A 19287-nucleotide genomic window follows, 5' to 3' on the forward strand; every position below is an offset into this window, starting at 1 on the left:
TTCGGAGATGCCGTCGACGGTGACCGCGTCGATGAGCTCCTCGGCGGACGCACCGTTGGCGAGTTCCTTGCTCAGCAGCGCCCGCACCGCGTCGACGATCTCGCGACGTCCGCCGTAACCGACCGCGACGTTGACGTGGAACGGCGCCACGACCGGCGTCGACTCCACCGCGCCGCGCAGCCGCCGGGCCGGTTCCTCGCCGAGCAACTCCAGATCGCCGACGGTGCGGACACTCCAGCGGTTGGCCGGCGCGCAGATCTCCTCGACGACATCGGTGATGATCTCGATGAGCCCGGCCAGCTCCTCGGGATCGCGCTGCAGGTTCTCCGTCGACAAGAGGTAGACCGTGGTCATCTCGATGCCGGCCTCCTGGCACCAGCGGAGCATCTCGGCGATCTTCGCGGCGCCCATGCGGTAGCCGTAGCTGACGTCGGCGTAGCCGGCGTCGCGCGCCCATCGCCTGTTGCCGTCGCACAGGACCGCGATGTGGCGGGGCAGGTCGGATTTGGACGACGCCAGGCCCTGCCGCAGCCGCAGCTCGTAGACGCGATACAGCGGCTCTTTGAGACGCGGCGGGATAATTTCCACGGAGACTCAGCCTACTGTGAGCTACACCAAATTCCCCCACCTGAACCGGCGATCTCACGCGATGCGGACATCGTTCCGTGACGATTGCCCATTACTGTGGCGGGTAAGCAGCCACTGGCAGTTTCCCGACCTGCACGACGAGGCCCCAGGAGATATGAGCAGCCAGACGAGCACCCCCGCCAGCCCCGAGCGCGGATCCGAGGCCATCACGCCCGGCAATACCGTCGAACAGCTTGTCGAGGGCGCGGCCAACGTCTTAACCAAGCCTCGCATGCGCGGCTGGATCCACTTCGTGTCCGCGTGGCTGGCGATCATCACCGGCGCCACCCTGGTCTCGGTGTCCTGGGCCGCGTCTTCCCCGCGCGCCGGCCATTCCACGCTGGTCTACGCGGCGGCCACGGTGGCGATGTTCGCCGTCAGCGCCACCTATCACCGGGTGCACTGGAAATCGGAGGCGGCCCGCAGCCTCATGAAGCGGCTCGACCACTCGATGATCTTTGTGTTCATCGCCGGCAGCTACACCCCGTTCGCGCGGCTGGCCATGCCGCAGCAGACCGGGATGGAGGTGCTGTGGATCGTGTGGGGCGGCGCGGTGGCCGGCATCCTGCTCAAGGTGTGCTGGCCGTCGGCGCCGCGCTGGCTCGGGGTGCCGCTTTACCTGCTGCTGGGGTGGGTGGCCGTGTGGTACTGCCCGACCATCCTGCACAAGGCCGGGGTCGCCGCGACGGTGCTGCTGGCCGTCGGCGGCGTGTTCTACAGCATCGGCGGCATCTTCTACGGACTGCGCTGGCCCGACCCCTGGCCCCGCACCTTCGGCTATCACGAGTTTTTCCACGCCTTCACCGCGGTCGCCGCGATCCTGCACTACATCGCCATGTGGTTCGCGGTGTTCTACGTCGGCAACCAGGCGTGGCTGCACTGAGCGCTAGGAGTGCGTGACGTCGGCGGCTGACCAGTACGCCTTCATGTGCGCGACCTTGCCGTCCTCGTCGAACGCCATCACGTCGATCGGCTCGATCACCATCCGGTGCTCGCCCGCGGTGATCGTCAGGCGGAAATGGAAGGCCGCTTCGTTGCCGGCGACCCGCAGCGTCACCAGCTCGCACTCGCGCTGGACGTCGTTGACCGCGGAGTAGAAGCCGTGGATCGCCTGGCGGCCGATGTGCACCTCGCCGCCGACGGGATCCTCGACGGTGGCGTCATCGGCGTACAACTCCACCAGCTCGTCGGCGCCGCCCTTGGCGACCAGTTCGATGTAGCGGTTGACCGTGTCGGTGATGTGTTCGGCGCTCGGCATGAAACGTCACGCTACCGTGGCGCCGCCAGCGCCCCCGCGAGGTCTTCGGCGGTGGTCACCGGCAGGTCGCAGACCCGGCCGCGGCACACGTAGGCAGCGTCGGCGCCGGCCACCCGGCCGCGGCCGGCCAGCACCGTGAACGAATCGCTTTCCCCGCCCACGACGATCGCGCCGCCGGGCGCCAACCGGCGCGCGGCAGCCAACAGCGGCGACCGCGGCGCATCGCAGGCGACGGCGATCTGCAGCGGCCCGCGAACCGCGGCCTCCGCCACGGCCAGCCAGTGTCCCGCCGAACGCGGCGCGCGCTCCAGCAGCAGCGAGTGCGCGCCGAGCGCCTCGCCCGCCGCCCGCAGATACCGCTCCGCGCGCTCCCCGTCGACCAGGTGCGCCGCGGTCAGCAGCGCCTCGGTGATCGAGGAGGCGCCCGACGGCGTCGCGCCGTCCAGCGGGTCGGCGGGCCGCACCATCAGCCGCTCGGCGTCGTCGGCGGTGTCGAACCAGCGACCCGGTTGCTCCGGGTCGGCGAAGTGCCGCAACGCGGTGTCGAGCAGCTCGGTCGCCGCGGCCAGCCACGCCGGGTCGGCGTCCAGCTGATAGAGCGCGAGCAGGCCGGTGGCCAGCATCGCGTGGTCCTCGAGGATGGCGGCGCTGTCGCCGACCACCCCGCCCAGGCTGGCCCGCCGGAGCCGCCCGTCGACGAGGTGCGAGCCCAGCGACGCGGTCGCGCAGTCCCGCGCGGCCCGGGCGAGTTCGGCGTCGTCCAACGCGACGCTGGCCTCGGCCAGTGCGGTGATCGCCAGGCCGTTCCAGGACGTGACGACCTTGTCGTCGCGCCCGGGCTGGGGTCGGGTCCGGCGGGCGGCCAGCAGGGCGGCCCGCACCCGCTCCAGCCGTTGCGGGTCGTCGGGATCGGCGGGCAACTGCAGCACCGACGTTCCGTGCTCGAAGGTGCCGGTCGCGGTGACGGCGAAAACTGTTGCGGCCCAGGGGCCGTCGTCGGGTCCGAGCACCTCGGTCAGTAGCTCGGGCGTCCAGACATAGGTTGAGCCCTCGCGGCCGTCGGCGTCGGCGTCCAGCGACGAGGTGAACAGGGCGCCGTCGGCCAGATCGTCGAGCAGAAAGCGCGCGGTCTCGGCGGCGACCCGGCGCGCCAAGGGGTCCCCGGTGCGCCGGGCCCAGTGCGCGTAGGCGCGCAGCAGCAACGCGTTGTCGTAGAGCATCTTCTCGAAATGTGGCACCACCCAAGCGTTGTCGACGCTGTAGCGGGCGAAGCCGCCGGCGAGCTGGTCGTAGATGCCGCCGCGGGCCATCGCGGTGCCGGTGCGCGCGACCGCCTCCAGCGCCGCCGCCGACCCGGTGCGCTCGTAGTGGCGCAACAGCGCCTCGAGGATCGCCGACGGCGGGAATTTGGGTGCGCCGCCGAAACCGCCGCGCGCGGTGTCCTGGTCGGCGAGGACCGCGGCCACCGCGTGGTCACACAGCGCCGGAGCGACGTCCGGGCCGCCGGAGGGCAGGCCGGCCGCCATCGCACGCAGCTCGCCGGCGATCGCGTCCGACGCCTCCTCGACCTCGCCGCGGCGCTGCCGCCAGGTGGCGGAGACGGCCGAAAGGAGTTGCAGAAAGCCGTCTTTCGGATAGTAGGTGCCGCAGAAGAAAGGCCGGCCGTCCGGCGTCAGGAAACACGTCATCGGCCAACCGCCGTGCCCGGTCAGCGCCACGGTGGCGTTCATGTAGACGGCGTCGAGGTCCGGGCGCTCCTCCCGGTCGACCTTGATGCAGACGAATCCGGAGTTCATGGCGGCGGCCACCTCGTCGTCCTCGAACGATTCGTGGGCCATGACGTGACACCAGTGGCAGGCCGCGTAGCCGATGGAAAGCAGGATCGGCACGTCGCGCTCGGCCGCGGCCGCCAGGGCCTGCGGGGTCCACTGCTGCCAGTGCACCGGGTTGTCGGCGTGCTGGCGCAGGTACGGGCTGGTGGCCAGCCCGAGGGTGTTCGTCGCGGCCGCGTCAGCCGGGCTCATCGCCGGGTCCCGGCGGGCGCTCCGGGGGGTTCGCCTGGCCCGGGGTGCGCCCGTCATCGACCGCGTCGGTGCCCTCGTCGGCGGCCTGGTCGGGCTCGGGGTGCTTGGGGTCGAACGACTCGGGCACCTTCTTCAGCTGCCGGTTCATCGACCGCAGCAGGAACAGCGTGGCGATGAGCAGCAGCACGACGATCAACAGCCCGATCGGGCTGGCCTTGCCGAAATCGGGCCCGGTGTGCTGCGGCGCGCCGTCCGCCAACGCGCTCGACATCGCAAACAGGCGGTTCACCCGTCGCTCTCGATTCCGGCGAACAGATCGTCCTCGGGCAGCCGGACGGGCACCCGCGAGCGCGCCAGCTCGAATTCCTCCGTCGGCCACAACCGCTGCTGCCATTCGATGGGCGCGGCGAAGAAGTCGTGCTCGGGATCGATCTGGGTGGTGTGCGCCCGCAGCGCGTCGTCGCGCTGGCTGAAATACGCCGAGCATTCGACGCGCGTCGTCACCCGTGACTCGAAGGGGTCGTGCGCGGCGTCCCAATGCTCGAGCCACTTCTTGAACGGTGGTTCCTGGCCGTGCTTGACGGCCTCGTCGTGCAGCAACTGCATCCGGGCCCGCAGGAACCCATGGATGTAGTAGAGCTTGGACACCGTCCACGGCTCGCCCGCGTCGGGAAAACGCCGATAGTCGCCGGCCGCCTCGAACGCGCCGACCGAAACCTGATGGCAGCGAATGTGATCGGGGTGCGGGTAGCCGCCGTTCTCGTCGTAGGTGGTGATCACGTGCGGGCGGAACTCGCGGACCACGCGGACCAACGCCTCGACCGACTCCTCCAGCGGCACCAGCGCGAAGCACCCTTCCGGCAGCGGGGGCGGCGGGTCACCCTGCGGCAGGCCGGAGTCGACGAAGCCGAGCCAGGTGTGCTCGACACCGAGGATCTCGGCGGCCTTCGCCATCTCGTCGCGGCGGATCTCGGCGATGTGGCCGTGCACCTCGGGCAGGTCCATCGCCGGGTTGAGAATGTCGCCGCGCTCACCGCCGGTCAGCGTCACCACCAGCACCCGGTGGCCCTCGTCGGCGTAGCGGGCGAGGGTGGCCGCGCCCTTGCTGGACTCGTCGTCGGGGTGGGCGTGCACCGCCATCAACCGCAGCTCGCTCACGTGCCCCCTTGTCGGTCAACTGGTCGCCGGTTGCGAACCTATAATTCCAGTTCTTCAGATCGTTGCATGCTGCCGGCCAGCGTCCGGCAGCCCACCATCCAGGCATACCCACCAGATGACCGAAACTTCCGCCTCACGTCCGGAGAGCCGCTACGGGCGCTCCCGGATGCCCCGGCGTTGGGTGGTCATCGGTCTCGGCGCGCTGGTGGTCGCGGCCGGCCTGGTGATCGCGGTCGTCGGCTACCACCGGTTGGGCACCAGCCCCGTGTCGGGCACGCTGGCCGGCTATCGGCTCATCGACGACCAGACCGCGTCGGTAACGATCAGCGTGACGCGATCCGATCCGTCGCGGCCGGTGGACTGCATCGTGCGCGTGCGGGCGAAGGACGGCAGCGAGACGGGCCGGCGGGAGGTGCTGGTCCCCCCGTCCGAGTCGGCCACCGTGCAGCTGACGACCACGGTGAAGTCCAGCAAACCGCCGGTGATGGCCGACATCTACGGGTGCGGCACCGACGTGCCCGCCTATCTGCGGCCGGCGTGACCCCTTAACAACAGCCGAACTGCGAATTTGGGGTCATCAATTGTTTGCGCGGTGGTAACATGGGTGAATGCACGGTTCCTGATGGGACCGTGTATTGCTGCATTAAGGCCGTGAGCACAACGGATCGGCAGCACTCGGGGAGAGAACCCGGATACCTCCGGCGGTGGGGTTTAACAGGCTTACGCGGGTACGCGGAACGACAAACGAGGAGCACGACGAGATGACGGACACTTCGGTGACGTGGCTGACCCAGGAGTCACATGACCGGCTGAAGGCGGAGCTCGATCAATTGATCGCGAATCGTCCGGTCATCGCCGCGGAAATCAACGACCGCCGGGAGGAAGGCGACCTGCGCGAGAACGGCGGCTACCACGCCGCCCGCGAGGAGCAGGGCCAGCAGGAGGCCCGCATTCGTCAGCTGCAAGACCTGCTCAACAACGCCAAGGTGGGCGAAGCGCCCAAGCAGTCCGGCGTCGCGTTGCCCGGTTCGGTGGTGAAGGTCTACTACAACGGCGACAAGTCGGACAGCGAGACGTTCCTGATCGCCACCCGTCAGGAGGGCGTCAACGACGGCAAGCTCGAGGTGTACTCGCCCAACTCACCGCTGGGCGGCGCCCTGATCGACGCCAAGGTCGGCGAGACCCGCAGCTACGTCGTGCCCAACGGCAACACCGTCGAGGTCACGCTGGTCAGCGCGGAGCCCTACCACTCCTGACCTAGCGCCTGCTCGAGGTCGGCCAGCAGGTCGCCGACGTCTTCGATGCCGACCGACAGCCGCACCAGGTCGTCGGGCACTTCCAATTGCGAACCGGCCGTCGACGCGTGCGTCATGGCGCTGGGGTGCTCGATCAGTGACTCGACGCCCCCGAGCGACTCGGCCAGGATGAACACCTCGGTGCGGGCGCACAGATCCCGGGCGGCCTGGCGGCCGCCACGCATCCGCACCGACACCATGCCGCCGAACCCATGCATCTGCCGGGCGGCGACCTGGTGGCCGGGGTGGTCCGGCAGGCCGGGATACAGCACGGCGCTCACCGCCGGATGCCCCGCGAGGAATTCCGCCACGACCGAGGCGTTTTCGCTGTGCCGCTGCATCCGCAGCACCAGGGTCTTCAGGCCGCGCATGGTCAGGTAGGCGTCGAACGGGCCGGGCACCGCGCCGGCGCCGTTCTGCAGGAACGCGAACGCCGCGTCCAGCTCGGCATCGTTGGTGATCAACGCGCCGCCCACCACGTCGGAGTGGCCACCGATGTATTTTGTGGTCGAATGCAGCACCACGTCCGCGCCCTGCGTCAGCGGCTGCTGCAGCGCGGGTGAGGCAAAAGTGTTGTCCACCAACACCTTCGACGAGGACTGCTTACCGAGTTCGGCGAGCGCCGCGATGTCGGCGATGGACAGCAGCGGATTGGTCGGCGTCTCCACCCAGATCAGGCGGGTCTGCGGCGTGATCGCCGCGCGGACGGCGTCCACGTCGGACAGCGCGACCGGCGTGTAGCCAACGCCCCACTGCGTGAACACCTTGTCGATCAGCCGGAAGGTGCCGCCGTAGGCGTCGTTGGGGATGATCACGTGGTCGCCGGGCCGCAGCATCGCCCGCAGGGCGCAGTCGGTGGCGGCCATGCCCGAGCCGAACGCCCGCCCGTAGCCGCCTTCTTCGACCGCCGCTAGCGAGGCCTCGAGCGCGGCGCGCGTCGGGTTTCCGGTTCGCGCGTATTCGAACCCGCCGCGCAGTGTGCCGACGCCGTCCTGGGCGAAGGTGCTGCTGGCGTAGATCGGGGCGTTGACCGCCCCGGTCGCCGGGTCCGGCCGGTAGCCGGCGTGAATCGCTTTGGTGGCGAGTCCAGTGAAGTGTCCGGTGCGGTCGGCGCTCATCGACGATCAGCCTAGGCGACGGCCGCCTGGGCTACCGCGCCCGCACGACTAGCCCGGCTGCTGTTCGGTTCCGTCGAGCGGCAGGCAGACCGTCGTCATCATCTTGTCCGCGAGCGTTTGCCGCTTCGAATCCCACAGCGGGAAAAGGAAACCGATGAAGCAGATGATCGCGTCGACGATGTGCGCCAGGGAACGCACCACGGACATACCGAAACCGATGGGCTGGCCGGTGACCTCGCTGACCACCTTGAACTTCAGCACCGACTTGCCGACGCTCGACCCGGTGGTGCCCTGGCGGTAGCCGTAGTTCCAGATCAGATAGAACAGCCCCACCAGCGACGCCAGCCACTGCGCGGCCAGGCCCAGAGTCGAGTTCTGCGTCGCGCAGTACTGGTTGACGGCGTACTGCGTGACGTCGGTGACGCATGCCGTCTGCTGCGTGGCGACCAGGATCCCGGTGCCGATGCCGTGCACGACGGCGTACGGGAGGATGTCGATGACGAACGCCAGGAACCGGCTGAGCCACGGCGTGTAGGCCTCCGTCGGCAACGTGCGGATCGCCGGTCCCGGAGGCGGCGGGGCGTACCCACCGGAGGACGGCGGGGGCGGAGGGTAGGAACCGCCGCCGGGTGGCGGCGGAGGCGGCGGGTACGAACCGCCGGACGGCGCCGACGGCGGGCTCGGGGTGTCTTGGCCGCCGGGCGATCCGGGCGGAGGCGGCGGATAGGAGCCGCTGGGCGGCGGTTGATCGGTCATGAGCACCCCTTCCACTGCGGACCAGCTGAACCAGGCGGCATTACAGTACCCGAGCGCGCGGCGGCCCGGCGAGACATCGTCGCGCGCCGAACGGCCGCGTCGTCAGCGTCGCCGCGGCCCATCCGAAAGGAAGCCGAGCAGGTCATATCGGGTGATCACCCCGACGGGTTTGCCCTCCGCGACCACCATCAAGGCGTCCCAGTCGCGCAGCGCCTTGCCGGCCGCGCTGACCAGTTCCCCCGCGCCGATCATCGGCAGCGGCGGGCTCATGTGTAGCGAGACGGCGTCGGCCAGCTTGGCCCGCCCCTCGAAAACGGCCGACAGCAGCTCGCGCTCGGAGACGCTGCCCGCCACCTCACCGGCCATCACCGGCGGCTCGGCGCCGACGACCGGCATCTGGGACACCCCGTACTCGCGCAGGATGCCGATCGCGTCGCGCACGGTCTCGGACGGATGCGTATGCACCAGGTCGGGCAGCTCGCCCGATTTGCGGCGCAGCACGTCACCCACCCGGGCCTGTTCGGTCGACCCGTCGAGGCGGCTGCGCAGGAACCCGTAGGAGGACATCCAGGCGTCGTTGAAGATCTTCGCCATGTAGCCGCGGCCGCCGTCGGGCAGCAGCACGACGATCAGCGCGTCGGGCCCGGCCTTCTCGGCCACCTTCAGCGCGGCCACCACCGCCATCCCGCACGACCCCCCGACCAGCATCGCCTCCTCGCGGGCCAGCCGCCGGGTCATGTCGAACGAGTCGGAGTCGGACACCGCGATGATCTCGTCGGGCACCGTGGGGTCGTACGCGGCCGGCCAGAAATCCTCGCCGACGCCCTCGACGAGATAGGGCCGGCCGGTACCCCCCGAATACACCGAACCCTCGGGGTCCGCGCCGATGATCCGCACGGCCCCGCCCGACACCTCCTTGAGGTAGCGGCCCGCGCCGGTGATCGTGCCGCCGGTGCCGATGCCGGCGACGAAATGGGTCACCTTGCCGTCGGTGTCCGCCCAGATCTCCGGGCCGGTGGTGGCGTAGTGACTGGCCGGGCCCTCCGGGTTGGCGTACTGGTCGGGCTTCCAGGCGCCGTCGATCTCCCGGGTCAGCCGGTCGGACACGCTGTAGTAACTGTCCGGGTGGTCGGGCGGCACGGCCGTCGGGCAGACCACCACCTCGGCGCCGTAGGCGAGCAGCACGTTGCGCTTGTCCTCGCCGACCTTGTCGGGACAGACGAACACGCACTTGTACCCGCGCTGCTGTGCGACCAGCGCCAGGCCGACGCCCGTGTTGCCGGAGGTGGGTTCGACGATGGTGCCGCCGGGCTTCAGGAGCCCGCTCGCCTCCGCGGCGTCGATCATCCTGACCGCGATCCGGTCCTTCGAGCTGCCCCCGGGGTTGAGGTACTCGACCTTGGCCGCCACGGTGCCGGCGCCCTCGGGAACGACGGAATTCAGGCGAACGAGCGGCGTGCCGCCGATGAGCTCACTGATGTGCTGGGCGATCCGCATGCGTTCATCGTGTCAGGCACGTTCCGGCGGTGCACGACGTGCTTCCCCTCGGCGCCCACGGCGGTTGCGCTATCCGGTGGCCTCGCGGATATAGTCGCCGATCTGGCGCAGCGACCGAACCGCCTCGGGCACCATCGGCGCGGCCAGCTGGAAGTCGTGGATCTGGCCGGGCCACACCCGGACCTCGGCCGGCACCCCGACCGCGGCCAACCGGCTCGCCGCCAGCCGCGCGTCGTGCAGCAACACCTCGGACCCGGAGACGTGGATCAGCGTCCGCGGCAGGCCGGGCTTGATGTGCTCGATCGGCTCGTAGATCTCCTCGGGCTTCCCCGCGACTTTGTGCTTGTCGGCCGCGCTGGCGACCAGTTCGGCCAGCGCGTCGAACGCTCGGTGCGAGAACATCGCGTCGGTGTTGATGTTGGGATGGGCCTGCTTGTCTTCCTTCGCCAGCTGCAGCAGCGGCGAGATCATCACCAGCGCCGCGGGCTCCTCGCCCTCCTCCTGGAGGCGTTGCGCCAACGCGAGCGCCAGATAGCCGCCGGCCGAGTCGCCGGCCAACACGATCTGATCCGGCTGGTATCCCCGCAGCCGCAGCCACTGGTAGCCGTCGTGGCAGTCATCGAGCGCCATCCCGATCGAGTGCTTGGGCAGCAGCCGGTAGTTGACCACCAGGATCGGCGCGTCGGCGGCCTGCGACAGCGTCTCCACCAGCCGGCCGTGCGAATTGGCCCCGCAGGTCAGGAAGGCGCCGCCGTGGAAGTAGACGATCACCCGGCGGGTGCCGTCGGCGGGCAGCACGCCGGGCGCTCGCACCAGCTGCGCCGAGGCGTTGGGCAGCTTCACCGTCTCGCGGACGGTGGCCGACACCGGCAGCACCACCCGGGCCGCCAGGTCGATCAGCCCCCAGGGCCACGGGAAGTTGGGGACGTGGCTGCCGACGGACAGCACCGGCCGGATGGTCACCCGCGACGTCAGGTTGGCCAACCGCGCAGCAACGCTCGGCCCGGACTCGAGGACCTCGACCGGCGCGCCATCGCTCATCGCGTATCGGCGCGTCTCGGCGCGACGCGCCTTGAGAACTTGATAAGGACGAAGGGCAGTCCGGGGGGAGCCGGATACTTGACCGGGTGCGCTCATGCTCAACACTTCCTACGCCGTTGTAGTGCGATACAGCATGTGACGAGGCAGCTAAGCGTCTGGTTCAGCCGCTCACCCAAGGCGCTCAGCCAACCCCGCCGACTCAGCTTGACAGGCACTTCTTAAGAGAACATTTAAAAAGTCTGATTCGTTACCAATTTGATTCTTCCCGTGACCACATTGTTCGTCGCCCGACCCCGCAAACATGCAAGCCCATCTAAAATGGACTGCGTGACCATGCGGGTGCCCCGTCGTTCGGCGATCGCCCTGGCCACCGCAGGCGCCCTCGCCTCGACAGGAACTGCCTATCTGGGCGCGCGCAACCTGCTCGTCGGCCAGGCGACGCACGCGCGCACCGTCATCCCCAAGTCATGGGACATTCCGCCCCGCGCCGACGGCGTGTACACCCGCGGCGGCGGACCCGTCGAGCGGTGGCACCGCGGCATGCCCGTCGACCTGCACCTGATGATCTTCGGTGATTCCACCGCCGCCGGGTACGGCTGCCTGAGCGCGGAGGAAGTGCCGGGGGTGCGGATCGCGCGGGGCCTCGCCGAGCAGACCGGCAAGCGAATCCGGCTGAGCACCAAGGCGATCGTCGGCGCCACGTCGAAAGGCGTGTGCGGCCAGGTGGACGCGATGTTCGTGGCCGGAGCTCCGCCGGACGCGGCGGTGATCATGGTGGGCGCCAACGACGTGACGGCCCTCAACGGCGTCAGCCAGTCGGCGCAGCGGCTGGGGCTCAGCGTCCGCAAGCTGCGCGCCCGCGGCGCGGTGGTGATCGCCGGCACCTGCCCGGACCTGGGCGTCATCACCGCCATCCCGCAACCGCTTCGGTCGCTGGCGCATGAGCGTTGCTCGCAACTCGCGCGGGCCCAGGCGGCGGCGGTCCGGGCCGCCGGCGGCATGCCGGTGCCGCTCGGGCAGTTGATGACGCCGCAGTTCCGGTCGACGCCCCAGGTGATGTTCTCCCCCGACGGCTTCCACCCGTCCGCGCCGGCATACGCGATCGCGGCCGACGCGCTGCTGCGCGCGCTGTGCGAGGCGCTGGGCGAGGAGGTCGACATCCCGCCGTTGGAATTGGCGGCGTCGACGACCCCGCCCGTGCTCGGTCAGCGGCACACCCGAACCAGCGTGATGTCGCGGCTGTGGCGTCGCCCGGCACCGGGACCCGCCCCGTCCTCGTGCCCCCCGGTTGTCAACGACTAGATTTGTCGTAGTCCGTCGGCGTCACGTCAACGGTTTGTGAAGCGAGCTCGCCGGAATCCGGAAGGGATTTGAAGGGAACCGTCATGCCTGAAGCCGTTATTGTCTCCGCCGCCCGCTCGCCGATCGGCCGCGCGATGAAGGGGTCGCTGGTCTCCATGCGGCCCGACGACCTGGCCGCCCAGATGGTGCGCGCGGCGCTGGACAAGGTGCCGGCGCTCAACCCCCACCAGATCGACGACCTCATCCTGGGCTGCGGCCTGCCCGGCGGCGAGTCCGGCTTCAACATGGCGCGGGTCGTCGCCGTCGAGCTCGGTTACGACTTCCTGCCCGGCACCACCGTCAACCGGTACTGCTCCTCGTCGCTGCAGACCACCCGGATGGCCTTCCACGCGATCAAGGCCGGTGAGGGCGACGCGTTCATCTCCGCCGGTGTGGAGACCGTGTCCCGGTTCGGTAAGGGGAACTCCGACTCCTGGCCCGACACCAAGAACCCGCTGTTCGACGAGGCCCAGGAGCGCACCGCCGCCGCGGCGGGCGGCGCCGACGAATGGCACGACCCGCGCGCCGACGGGAACGTGCCCGACGTCTACATCGCGATGGGTCAGACCGCCGAGAACGTCGCCATCCTGACCGGCGTCAGCCGCGAGGACCAGGACCGCTGGGGCGTGCGCAGCCAGAACCGCGCCGAGGAAGCGATCAAGAGCGGGTTCTTCGAGCGCGAGATCACCCCGGTGACCCTGCCGGACGGCACCACCGTCAGCACCGACGACGGCCCCCGTCCCGGCACCACCTACGAGAAGGTCAGCGAGCTCAAGCCGGTGTTCCGGCCCAACGGCACCGTGACCGCGGGCAACGCCTGCCCGCTGAACGACGGCGCGGCCGCGCTGGTGATCACCAGCGACACCAAGGCAAAGGAACTCGGCCTGACGCCGCTGGCGCGGATCGTGTCCACCGGGGTCAGCGGCCTATCGCCGGAGATCATGGGCCTCGGCCCGATCGAGGCGTCCAAGAAGGCGCTGGCGCGGGCGGGCATGTCGATCAACGACATCGACCTCTACGAGATCAACGAGGCCTTCGCGGTGCAGGTGCTGGGCTCGGCGCGCGAGCTGGGCATGGACGAGGACAAGCTGAACGTGTCCGGCGGGGCCATCGCGCTGGGCCACCCGTTCGGCATGACCGGCGCGCGGATCGCGACCACGCTGATCAACAACCTGCAGACGCACGACAAGACGTTCGGCCTGGAGACCATGTGCGTCGGCGGCGGCCAGGGCATGGCGATGATCATCGAGCGGCTCAGCTGACCGCTCGTCACTAGCGTCGAGCGTGCGCCCAGGGCGGCGACACGCCGGCAACGCCCGCCATGAGCGCACGCTCGGCGCTCGTCAGTTCACAGTCGACGCCCAGCACGAAAAGACCGGCACGCCAACGGCGTGCCGGTCTTTTCGTTGACGAGAGCTAGTCGTTCTGCAGGTAACTGAGCAGACGCAGGATCTCGATGTACAGCCAGACCAGCGTCACGGTCAGGCCCAGCGCGATGCCCCAGGCCGCCTTGTCCGGCGCCCCGGCGCGCACCATCTGGTCGGCCGCGTCGAAGTCGATCAGGAAGCTGAACGCCGCGATCGCGATGCACACCAGCGAGAAGATGATGGCGATCGGCCCGCCGCTGCGCAGGCCCAGACCGGTACCGCCACCGACGTGGAACATCGCGAGGACGAAGTTGCCCAGCATCAGGAACAGCACGCCGAACATCGCGGCCACCAGCATCCGCGTGAACTTGGGCGTGACCCGGATGGCCCCGGTCTTGTAGACGACGAGCATGCCGAAGAACACCCCGAAGGTGCCCAGGACGGCCTCCCCGATCAGCGCGCCGGCGTTGGCGTGCGACACCGAGAAGTTGGCGAAGACGAACGAGATGGCGCCCAGGAAAAGCCCCTCGAGCACGGCGTAACTGAGCACGATGGCCGGGCTGTCCTGCTTGCGGCCGAAGGTCGCGACCAGCACCAGCCCCAGGCCGCCCAGCGCACCGATCATCGTCAGCGGCATCGCCAGCGCCAGGTTGGACGCCACCAGGAAGTAGGAGACCACGGCGGACACCGCCAGCACGGCCAGCGTGATGCCGGTCTTGGTGACGACGTCGTCGATGGTCAGCGGGCGCGAAGCCCTGGACTCCTGGTACGGAGCTTGGTAGGGCGCCGCGTAGGGGTCGGCTCCGTAGCCATAGCCCTGCGCCGGGGGCGCGCCCGTACCGAATTGCGCGTACCCGCCCTGCTGCTTGGGCAGCGAACGAAATACCGGGTTGCTTGTCTCCCGCACCGTCGGATCCTCTCTATTGGCTTCGAGCTGTGCGAACACAATCTCAACGAGCAGCGTTCCGTCCGGGTTCCCAGCCGAACTGGGCATTTTCCGGCGCCTAGAGCCTTTGCTGCTGGCGTCGGGTTAAAGATAACCCTTACCCGCGGGTATGGCGCCGGTCGTCACGATCTAGATTTTTCGTCGAGGGTGACCCGGCGATGGGAGGTTAGGGCGTGACCGACGAATCCGATGAGGTTCTCACCCGCATCGACGGCGACGTCGGTCTGATCACGCTCAACCGCCCCAAGGCGATCAATTCGCTGAATCAGCCGATGGTGGACGCGCTGCGCGCCATCCTCGCCCGCTGGTCCGACGACGACGCGGTGCGCGCCGTGGTGCTCTCCGGGGCCGGCGAGCGCGGCTTGTGCGCGGGCGGCGACGTGGTCTCCATCTATCACAGCGCGCGCAAGGACGGCGTCGAGGCGCGGCGGTTCTGGCGCGACGAGTATCTGCTCGACGCCCAGATCGCCGACTTCGCCAAGCCATACGTGGCGCTGATGGACGGGATCGTGATGGGCGGCGGCGTCGGCGTCAGCGCGCACGCGAACATCCGCGTGGTGACCGACACCTCCAAGATCGCGATGCCCGAGGTCGGTATCGGTTTCGTTCCCGACGTGGGCGGGGCGTTCCTGCTGTCCCGGGCGCCCGGCGGGCTGGGCCTGCACGCCGCGCTGACCGGGGCGCCGTTTTCCGGGGCCGACGCCATCGCCATGGGATTCGCCGACCACTACGTGCCGCACGACGACCTCGAGGCGTTCACCCGGGCGATCGTCGCCGACGGCGTGCAGAGCGCGCTGGCCAAGCACGCCGTCGAGCCGCCACCGAGCGAGCTTGCGGCACAACGCGCTTGGATCGACGAGTGCTACGCGGGTGACACGGTACAAGACATCGTCGCCGCGCTGCGCGAGCAAGCCGCCGGCCCAGCCAACGACGCCGCCGACCTGATCTCCACCCGCTCGCCGATCTCCCTGTCGGTGGCGCTGGAGGCGGTCCGGCGCGCCGCCAAACTCGAGACGGTGAAAGACGTTCTGGTTCAGGACTATCGGGTGTCGTCGGCGTCGCTGCGGTCGCACGACCTGGTGGAAGGCATCCGGGCGCAGCTGATCGACAAAGATCGCAATCCCAAGTGGTCACCGGCGACGCTGGACGCGGTGACCGCCGCCGACATCGAGGCGTATTTCACCCCGGTCGACGACGACTTGAGTTTCTAGAAAGGCGATTTGGATGACAGACCCCACTGCCAACGGCTACGAAACCATCCTGGTCGAACGCGACGGGCGCGTCGGCACCATCACCCTGAACCGGCCCAAGGCGCTCAACGCGCTGAACACCCAGGTGATGAACGAAGTCACCGCCGCCGCAACGGAGCTCGACAACGACCCCTGCATCGGTGCGATCATCATCACCGGTTCGGCCAAGGCGTTCGCCGCCGGTGCCGACATCAAGGAGATGGCCGGCCTGACGTTCGCCGACGCGTTCGACGCCGACTTCTTCGCCCCCTGGGCGAAATTGGCCGCCGTCCGCACCCCGACCATCGCCGCGGTGGCCGGGCATGCACTCGGCGGCGGCTGCGAGCTCGCAATGATGTGTGACGTGTTGATCGCCGCCGACACCGCGAAGTTCGGCCAGCCCGAGATCAAACTCGGGGTGCTGCCCGGCATGGGCGGGTCGCAGCGCCTGACTCGCGCCATCGGCAAGGCCAAGGCCATGGACCTCATCCTGACCGGGCGCACCATCGACGCCGCTGAAGCCGAACGCAGCGGCCTGGTTTCGCGCGTGGTGCCGGCCGACGACCTGCTCGCCGAGGCCAAGGCCGTCGCCACCACCATCTCGCAGATGTCGCGCTCGGCCGCCCGGATGGCCAAGGAGGCCGTCAACCGCGCGTTCGAGTCCACGTTGTCCGAAGGGCTGCTCTACGAACGCCGGCTCTTCCACTCGACCTTCGCCACCGACGACCAGTCCGAGGGTATGACGGCGTTCATCGAGAAGCGCGCTCCCAACTTCACTCACCGGTAGGCCTGCGATGAGCGAGGCGGGTCCAGCGACCAACAATCCGACGGCCGTCACCGAAGAGGCCGCACCTGCTCAAGCCGAGCCGGAAGTCAAACCGGCTACCCGCGGTCCTCGCTGGACCGAAAAGCCTTGGTGGGTCCGCCATTACACGTTCACCGGCACCACCGTCGGCCTGATCTTCATCTGGTTCTCCATGACGCCGTCGCTGCTGCCGCGCGGGGCGCTGTTCCAGGGCCTGGTCAGCGGGTTTTCGGGCGCCATCGGCTACGGGCTGGGCGTTTTCGCGGTCTGGCTGTACCGGTACCTGTGGGCGAAGGAGTCCAGTCCACCCGCGCCGCGCTGGGCGTGGAAGGTGCTGATCCCGATCGGCGCGCTGGGCATGGTGTTGATGGCCGTCTGGTTCCACGTGTGGCAGGACAACGTGCGCGACCTGATGGGCGTTGCGCACCTGAAGTGGTACGACTACCCGGTGGCCGCGGGCCTGTCGCTGGTGGCGCTGTTCACCCTGGTCGAAATCGGCCAGTTCATCCGGTGGCTGGTCCGGTTCCTGGTCGGTCAGGTCGACCGCATCGCGCCGTTCCGGCTCTCGGCGACCATCGTGGTGGTGCTGCTGGTGGTGCTCGCCATCACCCTGCTCAACGGCGTCGTGCTCAAGTTCGCGATGCGCACCATGAACAACACGTTCGCCTCGGCGAACAACGAGATGAACCCCGACACCGCGCCGCCGCGGACCCCGCTGCGCTCCGGCGGACCCGAATCGCTGGTGTCGTGGGAATCCCTTGGGCACCAAGGCCGCATCTTCGTCGAAGCCGGTCCGAGGGTCGACCAGCTCACCGCCTTCAACGGCGCCCCGGCGACCGAACCGATCCGGGCCTACGCCGGGCTGAACTCCGCGGACGGCATCACGGAGACCGCCGAACTCGCGGCCCGCGAGCTGCAGCGCACCGGCGGGCTGCAACGCGCAGTCGTCGCCGTCGCGACAACCACCGGCACCGGCTGGATCAACGAGGCCGAAGCCGATGCGCTCGAATACATGTACAACGGCAACACCGCGATCGTCAGCATGCAGTATTCATTCCTGCCGAGCTGGCTGTCCTTCCTGGTGGACAAGGAGAACGCCCGCCACGCCGGGCAGGCGTTGTTCGAGGCCGTCGACCGACTCATCCGCCAGATGCCCGAGGCGCAACGCCCCAAGCTCGTCGTGTTCGGCGAGAGCCTGGGATCGTTCGGCGGCGAGGCGCCGTTCATGAGCCTCAACAACGTCCTCGCCCGCACCGACGGCGCCCTGTTCAGCGGACCGACGTTCCAGAACACCATCTGGACCGACCTGACGTCGACGCGCGACGCCGGTTCCCCCGAGTGGCTGCCGATCTACAATGACGGCAAGAACGTCCGATTCGTCGCTCGCCCAAGCGATTTGGGCCGCCCGAACAAGCCGTGGGATCACCCGCGGGTGGTTTATCTGCAACACGCCTCCGACCCGATCGCCTGGTGGTCGCCCGACCTGCTGTTCAGCAAACCGGATTGGCTGCGGGAGCCGCGGGGCTACGACGTGCTGCCCGAGACGCGCTGGATCCCGGTGGTCACGTTCCTGCAGGTTTCGGCGGACATGGCGGTGGCCGTCGACGTCCCCGAGGGCCACGGGCACCACTACGTCGCCGATGCGGCTGACGGCTGGGCCGCCGTGCTGTCACCGCCCGGTTGGTCGCAGGAGAAGACCGACAAGCTGCGGCCGCTGCTCCATTCCGACGCGACCTCCACCGGCTAGCTAGAGCCAGCGCCGACCCGGGGTGCCGGAGTTGGCGAGCACCCCGGGGCCGCCTTCCGCCGGTACAGCGCCGGAAAGCTGTTCCAGCACACCCGAACCCGCGAGGGCGTGATACCCGCCGATGACGTCGGTCGCGCGGTGCAAGCCGATGTCCAGCAGCGCCGCGGCCGCGAGGCTCGAGGTGTAGCCCTCCGAGCACACGATCACCCATTCGACGTCGTCGCCGACGGCCTCGGGCAGCTTCGCCTCGCTGGTCGGGTCGCAGCGCCACTCCAAGACGTTGCGTTCGATGACCAGCGCACCGGGGATTTCGCCCTCACGGAACCGCTGGGCTTGCGGCCGGATGTCGACGAGCACCGCCCCGCGCCGCAGCGCGTCGGGCACTTCGGCGGCCGGAAGGCGACGGAACCGGCGCCGGGCGGATCTCAACACAACGTCGATGCGGCTCATCACGGTCCCTCCGGTTGATCGGTCAATTCGGTGCGCTGGCGGCGCAAGCGATTTCGGCCGGTGACCTCGTAGTAGGACATCGCGGTCAGCGGTGGCGAATAGGCGTGCACGCTGAGCGACGGACGCACCGGCCCCCGGTTGGCGCCCGCCAGGCCCGGGACCGGCACGGTCACGGGCCGGGGTGCCCACACCACGTCGTGCACCCAGCCGAGTGGGAACCCGGCCTGATCGCCGGCGTTGAGCCGCCGCTGCCGCAGGGCGCGGCCGTCCCAGCGGAACTCGTTGAGCGAGCCGGACACCACCGTCAGCGCACCCAGCGATCCGCCGTGGTCGTGCAGTTCGGTGTGGTGGCCGGGCACCCAGCTGATCAGCCAGACGTCCAGCTCCTCGTCACCGTGGATGCGGGTGAACCAGCGCCGCGACTCGGGGATCCCGCCCGGTGGCAGCAGGTGGTCGCAACGCCCGCTCAGCACGTCGTCGGCGGCCTGGTCGGTGGCGTGCATGAGGTCGGGCACCCGCAGGCGGGTCGGTCCCGACGATGGGGACGAAACGTGGCGCGGGCGCAACGCAGCCGGGGCGGCGAGGGGCAAAGACATCGGGGAGCTCCAGAGGAAACGGATCGGACGGG

Annotated in this window: 20 protein-coding genes; 8 read left to right on the forward strand and 12 right to left on the reverse strand. The window is 69.3% G+C overall.

Going from position 1 to position 19287, the window contains the following annotated elements; genetic code table 11:
- The coding region (locus A5681_RS05780) for a (2Z,6E)-farnesyl diphosphate synthase (RefSeq protein ID WP_067270404.1) at positions 1-588 on the reverse strand (588 nt) is incomplete at its 3' end.
- Between the two features lie 154 nt (positions 589-742).
- Here A5681_RS05780 and trhA point away from each other — a divergent pair.
- Positions 743-1510 carry a PAQR family membrane homeostasis protein TrhA gene (gene trhA / locus A5681_RS05785; RefSeq protein WP_067270408.1) on the forward strand — a complete coding sequence of 256 codons (768 nt, stop codon included), beginning with the start codon at positions 743-745 and terminating at the stop codon, positions 1508-1510.
- 3 nt (positions 1511-1513) lie between these two features.
- Here the strand turns inward: trhA and A5681_RS05790 are convergent, their stop codons facing one another.
- The 4 genes from A5681_RS05790 to mca are packed head-to-tail and all read right to left on the reverse strand — an operon-like array spanning position 1514 to position 5067.
- Entirely contained in the window at positions 1514-1885 is a 372-nt protein-coding gene (locus A5681_RS05790) for a nuclear transport factor 2 family protein (protein WP_067270411.1), read from the reverse strand.
- An 11-nt stretch (positions 1886-1896) separates the two neighbouring features.
- Positions 1897-3909, reverse strand: a complete 2013-nt coding sequence (locus A5681_RS05795) for a thioredoxin domain-containing protein (protein WP_067270415.1) — start codon at positions 3907-3909, stop codon at positions 1897-1899.
- Positions 3896-4180: a hypothetical protein gene (locus A5681_RS05800; RefSeq protein WP_419866295.1), complete on the reverse strand. Its 285-nt coding sequence runs from the start codon at positions 4178-4180 to the stop codon at positions 3896-3898. Before A5681_RS05800 ends, A5681_RS05795 begins: the two co-directional genes overlap by 14 nt.
- 14 nt (positions 4181-4194) lie before the next feature.
- Positions 4195-5067 carry a mycothiol conjugate amidase Mca gene (gene mca / locus A5681_RS05805; protein WP_067270421.1) on the reverse strand — a complete coding sequence of 291 codons (873 nt, stop codon included), beginning with the start codon at positions 5065-5067 and terminating at the stop codon, positions 4195-4197.
- A 115-nt stretch (positions 5068-5182) separates the two neighbouring features.
- Between mca and A5681_RS05810 the strand changes: the two genes are divergently transcribed.
- A complete protein-coding gene (locus tag A5681_RS05810) occupies positions 5183-5608 on the forward strand; it encodes a DUF4307 domain-containing protein (protein WP_067270424.1) in 426 nt (141 codons plus the stop codon).
- Positions 5609-5828: 220 nt separating this feature from the next.
- Entirely contained in the window at positions 5829-6323 is a 495-nt protein-coding gene (greA, locus tag A5681_RS05815; RefSeq protein ID WP_065442111.1) for a transcription elongation factor GreA, read from the forward strand.
- On the opposite strand, the gene A5681_RS05820 is transcribed toward greA, so the two are convergent.
- The 4 genes from A5681_RS05820 to A5681_RS05835 form a co-directional block, all read right to left on the reverse strand.
- Positions 6311-7480, reverse strand: a complete 1170-nt coding sequence (locus A5681_RS05820; protein WP_067270426.1) for a cystathionine gamma-synthase — start codon at positions 7478-7480, stop codon at positions 6311-6313. The genes greA and A5681_RS05820 overlap by 13 nt on opposite strands.
- 48 nt (positions 7481-7528) lie before the next feature.
- A complete protein-coding gene (locus A5681_RS05825; protein ID WP_067270565.1) occupies positions 7529-8236 on the reverse strand; it encodes an RDD family protein in 708 nt (235 codons plus the stop codon).
- A gap of 102 nt (positions 8237-8338) precedes the next feature.
- Entirely contained in the window at positions 8339-9733 is a 1395-nt protein-coding gene (locus A5681_RS05830; RefSeq protein ID WP_067270429.1) for a cystathionine beta-synthase, read from the reverse strand.
- Positions 9734-9802: 69 nt separating this feature from the next.
- Positions 9803-10870 (reverse strand): alpha/beta hydrolase, encoded by a 1068-nt coding sequence (locus tag A5681_RS05835; protein WP_067270432.1) that lies wholly within the window; start codon positions 10868-10870, stop codon positions 9803-9805.
- Positions 10871-11113: 243 nt separating this feature from the next.
- Between A5681_RS05835 and A5681_RS05840 the strand changes: the two genes are divergently transcribed.
- Positions 11114-12076, forward strand: coding sequence for an SGNH/GDSL hydrolase family protein (locus A5681_RS05840; protein ID WP_156737863.1), 963 nt, complete (start codon positions 11114-11116; stop codon positions 12074-12076).
- An 83-nt stretch (positions 12077-12159) separates the two neighbouring features.
- On the forward strand, positions 12160-13377 hold the full coding sequence (locus A5681_RS05845) for an acetyl-CoA C-acetyltransferase (protein WP_067270436.1): 1218 nt from the start codon (positions 12160-12162) through the stop codon (positions 13375-13377).
- A 154-nt stretch (positions 13378-13531) separates the two neighbouring features.
- On the opposite strand, the gene A5681_RS05850 is transcribed toward A5681_RS05845, so the two are convergent.
- A complete protein-coding gene (locus A5681_RS05850; RefSeq protein ID WP_067270573.1) occupies positions 13532-14389 on the reverse strand; it encodes a Bax inhibitor-1/YccA family membrane protein in 858 nt (285 codons plus the stop codon).
- 212 nt (positions 14390-14601) lie between these two features.
- On the opposite strand from A5681_RS05850, the gene A5681_RS05855 reads away from it, so the two are divergent.
- From A5681_RS05855 to A5681_RS05865, 3 genes are read left to right on the forward strand one after another with little or no spacing between them, the layout of a single operon-like run.
- A complete protein-coding gene (locus A5681_RS05855) occupies positions 14602-15639 on the forward strand; it encodes an enoyl-CoA hydratase/isomerase family protein (RefSeq protein ID WP_067270438.1) in 1038 nt (345 codons plus the stop codon).
- Between the two features lie 13 nt (positions 15640-15652).
- Positions 15653-16444 carry an enoyl-CoA hydratase gene (locus A5681_RS05860; RefSeq protein WP_067270440.1) on the forward strand — a complete coding sequence of 264 codons (792 nt, stop codon included), beginning with the start codon at positions 15653-15655 and terminating at the stop codon, positions 16442-16444.
- Positions 16445-16451: 7 nt separating this feature from the next.
- Entirely contained in the window at positions 16452-18209 is a 1758-nt protein-coding gene (locus A5681_RS05865; protein ID WP_067270443.1) for an alpha/beta hydrolase, read from the forward strand.
- Here the strand turns inward: A5681_RS05865 and A5681_RS05870 are convergent, their stop codons facing one another.
- Both A5681_RS05870 and A5681_RS05875 read right to left on the reverse strand, forming a co-directional pair.
- Positions 18210-18659 carry a rhodanese-like domain-containing protein gene (locus tag A5681_RS05870; protein WP_067270447.1) on the reverse strand — a complete coding sequence of 150 codons (450 nt, stop codon included), beginning with the start codon at positions 18657-18659 and terminating at the stop codon, positions 18210-18212.
- Complete coding sequence (locus A5681_RS05875; protein ID WP_156737858.1) at positions 18659-19255, reverse strand: cysteine dioxygenase; 597 nt, start codon at positions 19253-19255, stop codon at positions 18659-18661. The genes A5681_RS05870 and A5681_RS05875 overlap by 1 nt, the downstream gene beginning before the upstream one ends.
- Positions 19256-19287: the final 32 nt, after the last annotated feature.

Source organism: Mycobacterium scrofulaceum, from assembly GCF_001667885.1.
Taxonomy (GTDB): Bacteria; Actinomycetota; Actinomycetes; order Mycobacteriales; family Mycobacteriaceae; genus Mycobacterium; species Mycobacterium scrofulaceum_C.

Excerpts from the sequence above, each read along its gene's own strand:
- A5681_RS05800 (WP_419866295.1), bottom strand. The coding sequence starts at position 4,180 with ATGTCGAGCGCGTTGGCGGACGGCGCGCCGCAGCACACCGGGCCCGAT.
- A5681_RS05825 (WP_067270565.1), bottom strand. The coding sequence starts at position 8,236 with ATGACCGATCAACCGCCGCCCAGCGGCTCCTATCCGCCGCCTCCGCCC.
- A5681_RS05835 (WP_067270432.1), bottom strand. The coding sequence starts at position 10,870 with ATGAGCGCACCCGGTCAAGTATCCGGCTCCCCCCGGACTGCCCTTCGT.
- A5681_RS05810 (WP_067270424.1), top strand. The coding sequence starts at position 5,183 with ATGACCGAAACTTCCGCCTCACGTCCGGAGAGCCGCTACGGGCGCTCC.
- A5681_RS05860 (WP_067270440.1), top strand. The coding sequence starts at position 15,653 with ATGACAGACCCCACTGCCAACGGCTACGAAACCATCCTGGTCGAACGC.
- greA (WP_065442111.1), top strand. The coding sequence starts at position 5,829 with ATGACGGACACTTCGGTGACGTGGCTGACCCAGGAGTCACATGACCGG.
- A5681_RS05870 (WP_067270447.1), bottom strand. The coding sequence starts at position 18,659 with ATGAGCCGCATCGACGTTGTGTTGAGATCCGCCCGGCGCCGGTTCCGT.
- A5681_RS05830 (WP_067270429.1), bottom strand. The coding sequence starts at position 9,733 with ATGCGGATCGCCCAGCACATCAGTGAGCTCATCGGCGGCACGCCGCTC.
- trhA (WP_067270408.1), top strand. The coding sequence starts at position 743 with ATGAGCAGCCAGACGAGCACCCCCGCCAGCCCCGAGCGCGGATCCGAG.
- A5681_RS05795 (WP_067270415.1), bottom strand. The coding sequence starts at position 3,909 with ATGAGCCCGGCTGACGCGGCCGCGACGAACACCCTCGGGCTGGCCACC.
- A5681_RS05875 (WP_156737858.1), bottom strand. The coding sequence starts at position 19,255 with ATGTCTTTGCCCCTCGCCGCCCCGGCTGCGTTGCGCCCGCGCCACGTT.
- A5681_RS05820 (WP_067270426.1), bottom strand. The coding sequence starts at position 7,480 with ATGAGCGCCGACCGCACCGGACACTTCACTGGACTCGCCACCAAAGCG.
- A5681_RS05790 (WP_067270411.1), bottom strand. The coding sequence starts at position 1,885 with ATGCCGAGCGCCGAACACATCACCGACACGGTCAACCGCTACATCGAA.
- A5681_RS05845 (WP_067270436.1), top strand. The coding sequence starts at position 12,160 with ATGCCTGAAGCCGTTATTGTCTCCGCCGCCCGCTCGCCGATCGGCCGC.
- A5681_RS05865 (WP_067270443.1), top strand. The coding sequence starts at position 16,452 with ATGAGCGAGGCGGGTCCAGCGACCAACAATCCGACGGCCGTCACCGAA.